The sequence below is a fragment of the Rhizobium sp. CG5 genome (genome assembly GCF_023701945.1).
In the GTDB taxonomy this organism is placed as follows: domain Bacteria; phylum Pseudomonadota; class Alphaproteobacteria; order Rhizobiales; family Rhizobiaceae; genus Allorhizobium.
Genome location: NZ_JABAEF010000011.1, coordinates 100,289 through 112,904, shown reverse-complemented (window position 1 = coordinate 112,904; position 12,616 = coordinate 100,289). Strand labels below are relative to the sequence as shown.

The window sequence follows — 12,616 nt, the reverse complement described above, 5'->3', positions numbered from 1 at the left end:
GGATGAAGGCCATGGCTTACGATTACATCATAACCGGTGCCGGTCCCGCGGGTTGCGTGCTGGCCCATCGCCTGTCGGAAGACCCCGCTGTGACGGTGCTTCTGCTCGAAGCCGGCGGCGGCGATTGGCATCCGCTGTTTCACATGCCGGCCGGCTTTGCCAAGATGACCAAGGGTGTGGCGAGCTGGGGCTGGGAGACCGTCCCGCAGAAGCACATGAAAAATCGCGTGCTCCGATACACACAGGCCAAGGTGATTGGCGGCGGCTCGTCGATCAATGCGCAGCTTTATACCCGTGGCAACGCCAGGGACTACGACCTTTGGGCTGAGGAAGAAGGCTGCACGGGTTGGGACTACCGGTCCGTCCTTCCCTATTTCAAACGCTCGGAAGACAATCAGCGTTTTGCCGACGACTATCATTCCTATGGCGGTCCGCTTGGGGTGTCCATGCCCGTCTCGGCGCTGCCGATCTGCGACGCCTATATCCGGGCGGGGCAGGAGCTCGGCATTCCCTACAATCACGATTTCAATGGCAAGCAGCAGGCAGGCGTCGGCTTCTACCAGTTGACGCAACGCAATCGCCGCCGGTCTTCCGCCTCGCTCGCCTATCTCTCCCCGATCAAGGACCGCAAGAACCTGACGGTGCGGACAGGCATGCGTGTCTCTCGGATCGTGCTGGAAGGCCGCCGAGCCGTCGGCGTCGAGGTGGTCTCCGCGCGCGGTGTTGAGACCATTCGGGCGGATCGTGAAGTTCTGGTCACGTCCGGCGCCATTGGCTCGCCAAAACTCCTGCTGCAATCCGGCATCGGTCCTGCCGATCATCTGCGCTCGGTTGGCGTGGACGTGAACCACGACTTGAAGGGCGTTGGCGGCAATCTCCAGGATCACCTCGATCTCTTCGTCATCTCGGAATGCACCGGTGACCATACCTATGATGGCGTGGCGAAACTTCATCGCACGCTTTGGGCCGGGCTTCAGTATGTCTTGTTCCGCAGCGGACCCGTGGCCTCCAGCCTCTTTGAAACGGGCGGGTTCTGGTACGCCGATCCGGATGCCCGCTCTCCCGACATCCAGTTTCACCTGGGTCTTGGCTCCGGCATCGAGGCCGGCGTCGAGAAGCTGAAGAATGCCGGTGTGACGCTGAACTCGGCCTATCTTCATCCCCGTTCGCGCGGAACGGTCCGGCTGCGGTCCGCCGACCCCTCCGCCGCGCCCTTGATCGATCCCAACTATCTCGCCGACCCACATGACCGGAAGATGTCCATCGAAGGACTGAAGCTGGCACGGGAGATCATGCAGCAGGCCGCCTTGAAACCTTTCGTCATGGCGGAGCGACTGCCGGGACCGAAGGTCGTCTCGGATGATGAAATGTTCGACTATGCCTGCGCCAATGCCAAGACGGACCACCACCCCGTCGGCACCTGCCGCATGGGCTTAGGCGAGGATGCCGTGGTGGGACTGGATCTGATGGTCCGAGGGCTGGAAGGACTTCGCGTCTGTGACAGCTCGGTCATGCCGCGCGTTCCCTCCTGCAACACCAATGGGCCAACGATCATGATGGGCGAGAAGGGCTCCGACATCATTCGCGGATTGCCGTCCCTTCCTCCCGCCATATTCCAGAACGAACGCAACGACATGCGTCCGCGTGCCCGCAGCGAGGTGCGTTGAGATGATCCGGCGCTGTGCCTTCATTTGTTTCCATAGCTGCCGCGGACGAGAGCCGCATCGATCGCGCACGCCGCCCCGTTTCTTTGACCTATGAATGGTAGGACGTGATGTCTATTGATGTTCCGCAGCATATTCTCGACGAACTGACCGATGTGGACATGCCGCGTCTGCCGGCCGAGCCAGCAACCACCGAACGGCTCGATCTGGCAGGGTTGCAGGTGCCGGTTTACCGCAGTGGCTGCGTGATCGTCGGCTCAGGGGCGGCGGGCCTGCGGGCTGCCGTCGAACTGAAGCGCCGGGGAGACGACGTCGTCGTCATCAGCCAGAGCGCCTGGGGCGGCACGTCTGCCTGCTCCGGTTCCGATAAGCAGACCCTGCACACCGCAAACACGGCTGATCAAGGCGACAACTTCAAAGCCATGGCACGGGCCATTCGTGATGGTGGCGCCATGGACGAGGACACCGCCTATGTGGAGGCGGTGGGCTCGCCACGCATGATGGCCTCGCTGCAATATCTGGGCCTGCCGCTGCCGCAGGAACGGCTGGGGGGCACGCTTCGCTACCAGACCGACCACGACGACGTGGGACGGGCCACGAGCTGCGGGCCGAGAACCTCCCGCCTGATGGTCAAGGTTCTCGCCGAAGAGGCGCTGCGTCTTGCTTTGCCGATCTACAATCAGACGACGGCGGTCAGCATTTTGACGGAAGGCCGCAGGGCGGATCGGCGGATCATCGGTGTCATCGCCATGCGGGCGGCGGATCGTTCGGAAAGCAATCCTTTCGGTATCGCGCTGTTTCCCTGTTCGGCCCTCGTGCTGGCCGCCGGCGGGCCGGGCGAACTTTATCGCGACAGCGTCTATCCGAACGGCTGCTTCGGCTCGCTCGGTCTGGCATTGGAGGCGGGGATCGAACTCGTCAACCTGACGGAAAGCCAGTTCGGCATCGGGACGCGCCGCGAGGGCTTTCCCTGGAACCTCTCCGGCACCTATGTCCAGTCGATCCCGCACGTCTATTCGGTGGATGCCGATGGCAAAGAGCACCACTTCCTTGGCGCCTACTACCGGACAACCCAGGAGCTTGCCAGCAACCTGTTCCGTAAGGGCTATCAGTGGCCGTTCCATGCGACGCGGATGCTGGATTTCAAGTCAAGCCTGATCGACCTGGCGATCTACCTCGAAAGTGCGTCAGGTCGCCGGGTCTATCTGGATTTCAACCGCAATCCGCTTGCCGTTCCCGGCGATCTTCCGTTCAGCCTCGAACGGCTCGATGACGATGTAAAAACCTATCTCGGCAATGCCGGGGCGTCCCAGGCTCTTCCCATCGAGCGCCTTCGCCACATGAACCCGCTCTCGATCGAGCTTTACCGCCGCTACAAGGTCGATATCGCCGCGGAGCCGCTCGAATTTGCCGTCAACAACCAGCACATGAACGGCGGCATCAGGGTGGATGTCTGGGGGAGGACCAATCTGCCGGGATGCTACGCTGTCGGAGAGGCGGCAGGCACCCACGGTGTGACGCGGCCGGGTGGTGCCGCCTTGAACGCCGGACAGGTTTTTGGCACCCGCGCGGCCGAACACATTGCCGCCAGTGGCCGTGCCAAACTGCGGCCTTCGGGCTATATCAGGACCACGGCCGGCGACCGCATCCAAGCCTTGCTGGAGTTGCTGAAACCGGGTGGCGAAAATTCCGTGAAATCCGTCCGCGCCGAGATCCAGGCGCGCATGAGCGACAAGGCCGGCCTGATCTGCGATGCGCAGACCGTCAGCGAGGCCCTGGCCGAAGCCCGTCAACTGGTTGCAAATATCAAGGCGAACGGCATCGGCTATGGGCGACCGGCAGAGGCCGCGCGGGCGCTGCAATGGCGCCATATGGCGCTTGCGTCGGAAGCCGTTCTCGCAGCCCTTGACGTCTACATCTCCAGCGGGGGCGGCAGCCGGGGCGCGCGGGCGATCTGCGATCCGGATGGCGAAGACGTTCCGGTCACGAGGGACGGCACCCTGGAAGCCTTTCGCTTTCGTCGGGAGAAAGCCGAGCACAAGTCAGAGCAAATCGTCGTTCGTTCCGAGGGAGAAGCCTTGATCTTGCGCACGTGTCCGATCCGGACCTTCGATGAAAGCACAAAATCGTTCTTCGAGCGCGATTGGCCGGATTGGCTGACCGGGCGGATCTATGACGGCGCGGGCCAGAGCGATTAGGGTACGGACGTTCCACTCGAAACCGGCGGGTTTGCAGGTGAACAACGTGGATGTCGCTACCGAAAGAACAAAAATCGGGCACGTCGGCCGGTTGCCTGCTAGATGTTTTCGCCGAGGAGAACCTCGATCCGAATCTTCTCCTGGGAGGCGATCGGTTCACGCTGTTCGAGCCGTGCCCGCATGATCCGCACCGCGCTCCTGACGGCATGGCCGGGATTTTGCGCGATGATCACGTCGATCCGCTCGTCGCGCAGAGCGTCCTCGCTGAACGGCGTGCGCTCGTGCACGACGACGGTGAGGGCACGGGTATCGACGGCGGCTTCAATCGCCGAGACCGGCACGCGGGCTTCCGAACTCAGCACATAGACGGCCTTGATCTCCGGATTGTGATCCAGCATGCGCGCAATGACGAGACCCGCCCGGCGTTCGTCCCCATAGGTTTCAAGCGAGGGTAGCGGCGTCAGGTGCGGAAACTGGCCATTGATGATCCGGTCGAAGCCGAGCCGCCGTTCTATACTGTCCTGTGCCATCATGGTTTCGGCCACGACCATGACCTTGGCCGGGCGACGCTCCAGAAAGCGGCCGATAATCTTGCCCGCCGTGGCGCCCGCTGCAAAATTGTTCACCCCGACGAAATCGGCGGCGGGCAGCTTTTCCTGGCCGGACAGGAACTGCACCACCTTGATGCCGCGCTCGATCAGCCTTGCCATCGCGTCGCGAACCTGGGGTGATTCCGGTGCCATGACCGCCACGCCGTCGATATCATCAGTGCCAAGGCCTGCCAGATAATTGGCCACCGCATGGGGGTCTGACATCGGCATCTGGACAGAATCGATATCGGTGAGGTCTGCCCGCAGCGCTTCGCGCGCATCGGTGACTTCCTGAAGAATTTGCTGCAGATATTGGTCGCCGGAAAGCGGCAGGACGAACCGGAAACGATAGATGCGGTTGCGCGCCAGGTTGACGGCTGCCGGATTGCGGACGAAGCCGATCCGCTCGATCGCCTCATTGACCCTGCGCGCTGCCTTCTCGCTGACATTGGGCCGGTCGTTGAGCACGCGGTCGACCGTGGCCAGGCTGACGCCGGCGGCTTCTGCGAGATCCTTTGCGGTCGGTCTGATCAAGGCGGCCTATCATTTCTGTGATGGTGGGGAATGACTTTTCCAACAAATTCAAACGAAACGCAAGAAAATGAGGTGCGCACCTCAAAAATATCTTGCATTGAGGTGCGCACCTCAAATATACCTTTCCTGTCTCGGGGTTTCGCCGTGGCGCGCTGGTCGCGCCGCCGTCCCGATGCGGGAGCCGGAGGAGGCAAGGCCGCCTGCTCATACAGTCTGGCAGTGCAGTTTTTGCCCTGGAGGGGGCGTCGCACCTGTCCCGATGGAGGTCGGGATCACGAACATTGGGAGGAGAACGTCATGACATCAGCATTCCTGAAATCAACGGTTGCCGCCGGCGCGCTGGTCTTTGCCAGCCTGTCCGGCGCCAGTGCCGTCAAGGCCGAGGACCTGACCCTGTGCTGGGCCGCCTGGGACCCGGCCAATGCCTTGGTTGAACTGTCCAAGGATTTTGAGGCCAAGTCCGGCCACAAGATGAAATTTGAATTCGTGCCCTGGCCGAACTTCGCCGACCGCATGCTCAACGAGCTGAATTCCGGCGGTAAGCTCTGCGATCTGATGATCGGCGACAGCCAGTGGATCGGCGGCGCCGCCGAGAACGGCCAATATGTGAAGCTCAATGATTTCTTCGCCAAGGAAGGGATCAAGATGGAGGACTTCATCCCGGCGACCGTCGTCGGTTATGCCGAATGGCCGAAGAATTCTCCGAACTACTGGGCGCTGCCGGCCTTTGGCGACGTCGTCGGCTGGACCTATCGCAAGGACTGGTTCTCCCGTCCCGAACTGCAGGCCGAATTCAAGACGAAATACGGCCGAGACCTCGCCGTGCCGAAAACGTTTGCCGAACTCAAGGATATCGCCGAATTTTTCCAGGGCCGCGATATCGATGGCAAGAAGGTCTATGGCGCCGCGATCTACACCGAGCGCGGCTCGGAAGGCGTCACCATGGGTGTCATGGATGTGCTTTATTCCTACGGCTTTCAATATGAGAACCCCGACAAGCCTTACGACCTCGAAGGCTTCGTCAATTCGCCGCAATCGATCGCCGGGCTGGAATACTACAAGGCGCTCTACGACTGCTGCACGCCGCCGGGCTCGTCCGACGCCTACATGTCGGAGAACATCGACGCCTATAAGTCCGGCCAGGTCGCGCTGCAGATGAACTTCGCCTTCATCTGGCCTGGCATCCATGCCGACGCCAATGTCGGTGGCGACAAGTCGGGTTACTTCCCCAATCCGGCAGGCCCCGACGGCAAGCAGTTCGCCCAGCTCGGCGGGCAGGGCATCTCGGTGGTCGCGGCATCGTCCAAGCAGGATGCGGCGCTGGAATACATCAAGTGGTTTGCCCAGCCGGAGATCCAGAACAAGTGGTGGTCGCTCGGCGGTTATTCGGCCCTGCGCTCCGTTGTTGAGGATCCGGGCTTTGCCACCAGCCAGCCCTATGCCCAGACCTTCCTCGACTCCATGGCGATCGTGAAGGACTTCTGGGCCGAGCCGTCCTACGCCTCACTGCTGCAGGCCTCCCAGAAGCGCTTCCACGATTATGTCGTGGCCGGCCAGGGAACCGCCAAGGAAGCACTCGACGGTCTCGTCAAGGACTGGACCGAAGTCTTCGAGGACGAAGGAAAGCTCTGATCCGAGAAGCCTCGATCCGCCGAAGGCGGAGCTGATGCAATCGCGGGGCCGGTCGCCTGACCGACCGGCCTTGCCGGATGCAACCCATACCTTGGGGGAAACCCATGTCCGACACTGCCATCGAGCGCATCGCCCGTGCCACTCCGCCGCCTGTGGCGAGACGCATCTCCGGTCTCTCGGACCGCGCCATTGCCTGGCTCTTCGTCACCCCGTCGATCGTGCTGCTGCTGGCGATCAACATCTTTCCGCTGATCTGGACCGTGCGGCTGAGCTTCACCAATTTTAGGGTCAATCGCCCGAACGAGGCGCCGGAATTCGTCGGGTTGCGCAACTATACCCGCATCCTGACCGATGACGACATCTGGCTGACCATGCAGGCGACGGCCCATTTCCTGCTCTGGACCATCGCGCTCCAGGTGCTGATCGGCTTTTCGCTCGCCTACCTGATCAACAAGAAGTTTCGCGGCAACGACCTGTGGACCACCATCATCGTCTTGCCGATGATGCTCAGCCCCGCCGTCGTCGGCAATTTCTGGACCTTCCTCTACCAGCCGCAGATCGGCCTTTTCAATTACGTCATCAGCTTCTTCACCGGCATCGACCCATCCGCCTTCTCGATGATCGGCGATGTGTCGCTCGCCCCTTGGGCGATCATCATCGTCGATACCTGGATGTGGACGCCCTTCGTCATGCTAATCTGCCTTGCCGGCCTGCGTTCGATCCCCGCCAGCATCTACGAAGCGGCCGAATGCGACCGCGCCAGCAAGTGGCGGCAGTTCTGGACCATCACCATTCCCCTGGTCCTACCCTTCCTGATGCTGGCCATCCTGTTTCGCGGCATCGAGAACTTCAAGATGTTCGACCTGGTCGTGCAGCTGACAGGCGGCGGGCCGGGCTCGATCACCGAACTCACCTCGATCAACCTCAAGCGCGAAGCCTTTGAGAAGTGGCGCACCGGTTATGCCTCGGCCTACGCCGTCATCCTGTTCGTCACGGTCTTCGGCCTCGCCTCGATCTATGTGAAGGCGCTGAACAAGGTGAAAGAACGATGAGCTATTCCGTCACCGAACCCTCCGTCCGCCAGAAGTGGTTCGCCGGCATCCTCGTGATCTTCTATGCCGTCGTCACCATCATGCCGCTGATCTGGATCATCACGACCGGCTTCAAGAGCCCGTCGGATTCGATCGCCTATCCGCCAAAACTGCTCTTCCAGCCGACTTTGGAAGGCTATGTGAACCTCTTCACCACCCGCACCCGCGTCTCGGAAGCGGATCTCCAGGCACTTGGCGAGCCGAAGACGTGGTATGAGGCGCTGGTGCGCGAGGACGGCCTTGTCATTGCGGGTCCCTCGCGCTTCGGCGAGCGCTTCTACAACTCCGTCGTCATCGGCTTCGGCTCCACCTTCCTCTGCATCGTACTGGGAACGGCCGCGGCTTATGCCTTCTCCCGCTTCAAGGTACCGCTGAAGGATGATCTGCTGTTCTTCATCCTCTCGACCCGGATGATGCCGCCGATCGCCGTCGCCATCCCGATCTTCCTGATGTACCGCCAGCTCGGCCTCAGCGACACGCATCTCGGCATGATCCTGCTCTATACGGCGGTCAATCTCTCGCTCTCGGTCTGGCTTTTGAAGGGTTTTATCGACGAGATCCCGATCGAATACGAGGAGGCAGCACTGATCGACGGCTACACCCGCTTCCAGGCCTTCTACAAGGTGGTTTTGCCCCAGGCGGTCACGGGGATCGCATCGACCGCGATCTTCTGCCTGATCTTTGCCTGGAACGAATATGCGTTTGCCGTGCTGCTCACCTCCGGCACTGCACAGACCGCACCGCCCTTCATCCCGACCATCATCGGGGTGAGCGGCCAGGACTGGCCGGCGGTTGCCGCCGGCGCCACGCTCTTCCTCATCCCGGTCGTTGTCTTCACCATCCTGTTGCGCAAGCATTTGCTGCGCGGCATCACCTTTGGAGCGGTGCGCAAATGAGCCGGTTTTTGCAGGGCCTGCGCCGTCTCAGGCGCAACGAATGGGAATTGCTCGCATCCGCGCTGATTGCGCTCGGCGTGGTCATGATGATGCAGCCTTTTGCGCTTGTCCTCTATTCCTGGTCTTTCCTCGTGACGCTGATCGGAACCGTGATGTTCATCATCGTCAGCCATTTTCCGGAGTAACCATGGCGCAGATCCGAATTGAGAATGTGCGCAAGGAGTTCGGCAGCTTCACCGCTGTCCAGTCCTCCAGTTTCACCATCGAGGATGGGGAATTCTTCATGCTGCTCGGCCCTTCCGGCTGCGGCAAGACCACGACTTTGCGCATGATGGCGGGGCTGGAACTGCCGACCAGCGGCGAGATCTATATCGATGGCGAGGAGGTCGGCATGAAGCCGGCCAGCCAGCGCGACATCGCCTTCGTGTTCCAGATGTTCGCGCTCTATCCGCACATGAATGTCCGCCGCAACATCTCCTATCCGCTGCTGAGCCAGGGCGCTCCGAAGCCGGAGGTGAGAACCCGCGTCGAGGAGGTCGCACGCATCCTCAAGATCGAGGACATCCTCGACAAGCCAGTCGGTGGCCTCTCCGGCGGCGACCGCCAGCGCGTGGCCCTCGGCCGCGCCATTGTCCGCAGGCCCAAGGCCTTCTTCATGGATGAGCCGCTCGGCGCACTCGATGCCGAGTTCCGCGAGCACATGGCCGAAGAACTGCGCGCGCTTCACGACCGCATGGGCGCGACCACCGTCTATGTCACCCACGACCAGCTCGAAGCCATGCAGATGGGCGACAAGATCGTCGTCATGAACCATGGCGTGGTCGAGCAGTTCGGCCTGCCGCAGCAGATCTACGACTGGCCGGCCACCCGCTTCGTCGCCAATTTCATCGGCTCCCCCTCGATGAATTTTCTGGAATTTGACGGCATGGTCGGCATCGGCAGCGACCATGTGACCCTCGACGGCCACCGCTTCGAAATCCCGGTCTCCCGCCAGGGCGCCGAGGGCCGGCTGACGCTCGGTGTTCGTCCCGAACATGTGCGCTTTGCCGACTCCGCCCCCTATAGAGGCAGGGTCATCGCAACCGAATATCTCGGCACGACCCAGATCGTCACGCTGAAGACCGCCAATGGCGACATCAAGGCCCGCATCTCGTCGGCTGCTTCCGTCAAGACCGGCGAGACGGTAGGTCTGGAATTCGACAGCCGGACGCTGACGGTGTTTGCCGGCGAGCGCGGCCATGCGCTTGTGTCGGCCGGCAATGAGGGAGTGCTGCGCCATGGCTGAGGTCACCCTTCACAATGTCACCAAGCGCTTCGGCAGCCATGTCGCTCTCGACAATGTCTCGATGACGGTGCCCGACGGTTCCTTCGTCGTCCTGCTCGGCCCGACCGGTGCCGGCAAGACGACGACGCTGCGCCTGATCTCGGGTCTTGAGCGTCCCGACAGCGGAGAGATCCTGATCGATGGCCGCCCGACCCAGGGCTTGACACCCGCCGAACGCAACGTCGCCATGGTCTTCCAGCAATATTCGCTCTACCCGCATCTGACGGTGCGCGAAAACCTGGAATTCCCTCTGAAATCGCCGCTGCTCAAGACGCCGAAGGACGAGATCGAGCGCAAGGTCAAGGCGATCGCCGACGTCCTGCAGATCGGCCACAAGCTCGACAACAAGGCAACGGCGCTGTCCGGCGGCGAGATGCAGCGCGTTTCGATCGGCCGTGCCCTGGTGCGCAATCCGCAGATCTACCTGATGGACGAACCCTTGAGCTCGCTCGACGCCAAGCTTCGGGCGGACCTGCGCATCGAACTGAAGAACATCCAGGCCAATCTCGGCGCGACGCTTCTTTACGTCACCCATGACCAGGTCGAGGCCATGACCATGGCGACCCATGTCGGCGTTTTGCATCACGGCCGCCTTGTCCAGTTTGGCTCGCCCCGCGAAGTCTATGAGCAACCGGTCAGCCTCTATGCCGCCGCCCGCCTCGGCCAGCCCCGGATCAATATTCTCCCCGCCGACGTTTCCCCGGGCGCGCCCCCGCGCGCCGTCTCCAGGGGGCTTCGGCCGGAGCATACCCGCCAGGGGCAGGGCGAGGACAGCCTCGTCCACCGGGTCGAGCGGCTCGGCGACCAGACCCGCCTGCACCTCACCTTCCGGGGTTTGAGCCTCGTGACGGTCACGGAACCCCATACGGCCTTGCGCGATGGCGACATCGTCAAGATCGAGCCCAGCAACCCGCTTTATTTCGACGCCGACGGTCTGCGTCTCGCTTGAAGGAGTTTTCCAATGGCACAGTTCATCAACAAACGGGAAGACGTGGTCATCGAGGCCGTCGAAGGCCTGCTCGCGACCTCCGCCGTGCCGCTCGCAAGGCTGGATGGCTATCCCCATATCCGCGTCGTCGTGCGCGCCGATTGGGATCGCTCAAGGGTGGCGCTGGTCTCCGGTGGCGGTTCCGGCCACGAACCGGCCCATGCCGGCTTCGTCGGGGCGGGCATGCTGACCGCCGCCGTTTGCGGCGATGTCTTCGCCTCGCCAAGCGTCGATGCGGTGCTGGCCGGCATTCTCGCTGTCACCGGTCCGGCCGGCTGCCTGCTGATCGTCAAGAACTACACCGGCGACCGCCTGAATTTCGGCCTCGCCGCCGAGCGGGCCCGCGCCTTCGGCCTCAATGTCAACATGGTCATCGTCGACGACGACATCGCACTGCCGGACCTGCCGCAGGCCCGCGGTGTCGCCGGCACGCTTTTCGTCCACAAGATCGCCGGAGCGCTGGCCGAAAGCGGCGCGGATCTCGACACCGTGGCGGAGGCCGCCCGCCGCGTCATTTCCGGCATCCGCAGCATCGGTATGTCGCTCGACACCTGCACCGTGCCGGGCTCGCCCAAGGAGGATCGCATCCCCAAGGGCATGGCCGAACTCGGGCTCGGCATCCATGGCGAGGCCGGCGTCGAGCAGGTGGATTATTCCGGTGCCCGCTCCGCCATGGCCGCCGTCGTTGCCAAGCTTAAGGTGACGATCAGCGATGCACCCCATGTCGCGCTGATCAACAATCTCGGCGGCACCTCGGTGCTGGAAATGTCGGTGCTCGCCCATGAACTGATCCGCTCCGAGATCGGCCCCCATGTCAGCCACGTCATCGGCCCGGCGCCCCTGATGACCTCACTCGACATGCGTGGCTTTTCCATCTCGCTGTTTCCGGCCGATGCCCGCGACATCGATGCGCTCGCCCAGCCGGTCGGCCCGGTTGCCTGGCCGGGTCTTTCGCCGGTTCGCCCGGTCTCGGTTATGGCACTGCCCGATGGCCTGACCCCGATCATGCCGCTGGCCTCCGACCACAAGGAGACCCGAGAATTCCTGACATCCTGCTGCGAGGTGATGATCGCCGCCGAGCAGGATCTCAACGCCCTCGACGCCAAGTCCGGTGACGGCGATACCGGCTCGACGCTGGCCGGTGCCGCCCGCGCCCTCATCAGCGCCATGGATCGCCTGCCGCTGTCGGATTACACCCAGCTGCTGCGCGCGATTGGGCTCGAACTCAGCCAGACCATGGGCGGTTCCTCCGGCGTGCTGCTCGCCATCTTCTTTGCTGCCGCCGGTGATGGGGCCTCGAGCGGCCTGCCGATCCGCGACGCGCTGAAGGCGGGGCTTGCCCGCATGCAGGAGATCGGCGGTGCGCAGGTCGGCGACCGTACCATGGTCGATGCCCTGGCGCCGGCGCTCGATGCGCTTGCCGGCGGCTTCCAAGCCGCGGCCAGTGCCGCACGAGCTGGAGCAGACCGGACCGCGACGCTGACCCGGGCAAATGCAGGCCGCGCCGCCTATATCAATGCGAAGCAATTGCAGGGCCACGCAGATCCGGGCGCAGAGGCCGTCGCCAGATTGTTCGAACATCTCGCGGGGTAGAGGAGCGATGCCTCCAGAAAGAGCTACCTGAACGCCGTCGTCGCGGCGATCCTTCTGTTTGCAGGGCTGCTAAAGTCGCCAGTCGGTTTATACCTGAGTGCGGTGC

10 protein-coding genes are annotated in these 12,616 nt (G+C 62.7%); 9 read left to right on the top strand and 1 reads right to left on the bottom strand.

Features of this window, described 5'->3' with window-relative positions; all coding sequences use genetic code 11:
• Positions 1–11 precede the first annotated feature (11 nt).
• Together HGO38_RS18540 and HGO38_RS18535 are read left to right on the top strand one after the other, a co-directional pair.
• Positions 12–1,667, top strand: coding sequence for a GMC family oxidoreductase (locus tag HGO38_RS18540; RefSeq protein ID WP_250957396.1), 1,656 nt, complete (start codon positions 12–14; stop codon positions 1,665–1,667).
• A gap of 107 nt (positions 1,668–1,774) precedes the next feature.
• On the top strand, positions 1,775–3,862 hold the full coding sequence (locus tag HGO38_RS18535; RefSeq protein WP_250957395.1) for an FAD-dependent oxidoreductase: 2,088 nt from the start codon (positions 1,775–1,777) through the stop codon (positions 3,860–3,862).
• 98 nt (positions 3,863–3,960) lie between these two features.
• Here the strand turns inward: HGO38_RS18535 and HGO38_RS18530 are convergent, their stop codons facing one another.
• On the bottom strand, positions 3,961–4,983 hold the full coding sequence (locus HGO38_RS18530; protein WP_250957484.1) for a LacI family DNA-binding transcriptional regulator: 1,023 nt from the start codon (positions 4,981–4,983) through the stop codon (positions 3,961–3,963).
• 300 nt (positions 4,984–5,283) lie between these two features.
• On the opposite strand from HGO38_RS18530, the gene HGO38_RS18525 reads away from it, so the two are divergent.
• The 7 genes from HGO38_RS18525 (at position 5,284) to HGO38_RS18495 (ending at position 12,510) form a co-directional block, all read left to right on the top strand.
• Complete coding sequence (locus tag HGO38_RS18525; protein ID WP_250957394.1) at positions 5,284–6,618, top strand: ABC transporter substrate-binding protein; 1,335 nt, start codon at positions 5,284–5,286, stop codon at positions 6,616–6,618.
• 104 nt (positions 6,619–6,722) lie between these two features.
• Positions 6,723–7,670 carry a carbohydrate ABC transporter permease gene (locus tag HGO38_RS18520; RefSeq protein ID WP_250957393.1) on the top strand — a complete coding sequence of 316 codons (948 nt, stop codon included), beginning with the start codon at positions 6,723–6,725 and terminating at the stop codon, positions 7,668–7,670.
• Positions 7,667–8,605, top strand: a complete 939-nt coding sequence (locus HGO38_RS18515; RefSeq protein WP_250957392.1) for a carbohydrate ABC transporter permease — start codon at positions 7,667–7,669, stop codon at positions 8,603–8,605. Before HGO38_RS18520 ends, HGO38_RS18515 begins: the two co-directional genes overlap by 4 nt.
• On the top strand, positions 8,602–8,790 hold the full coding sequence (locus tag HGO38_RS18510; RefSeq protein WP_250957391.1) for a hypothetical protein: 189 nt from the start codon (positions 8,602–8,604) through the stop codon (positions 8,788–8,790). The genes HGO38_RS18515 and HGO38_RS18510 overlap by 4 nt, the downstream gene beginning before the upstream one ends.
• Positions 8,791–8,792: 2 nt before the next feature.
• The gene (locus HGO38_RS18505; RefSeq protein WP_250957390.1) at positions 8,793–9,890 is read left to right on the top strand and encodes an ABC transporter ATP-binding protein; all 1,098 of its coding nucleotides are present in this window, start codon (positions 8,793–8,795) and stop codon (positions 9,888–9,890) included.
• A complete protein-coding gene (locus tag HGO38_RS18500; RefSeq protein ID WP_250957389.1) occupies positions 9,883–10,878 on the top strand; it encodes an ABC transporter ATP-binding protein in 996 nt (331 codons plus the stop codon). Before HGO38_RS18505 ends, HGO38_RS18500 begins: the two co-directional genes overlap by 8 nt.
• A gap of 12 nt (positions 10,879–10,890) precedes the next feature.
• Positions 10,891–12,510 carry a dihydroxyacetone kinase subunit DhaK gene (locus HGO38_RS18495; protein WP_250957388.1) on the top strand — a complete coding sequence of 540 codons (1,620 nt, stop codon included), beginning with the start codon at positions 10,891–10,893 and terminating at the stop codon, positions 12,508–12,510.
• The last annotated feature ends 106 nt before the right edge of the window (positions 12,511–12,616 follow it).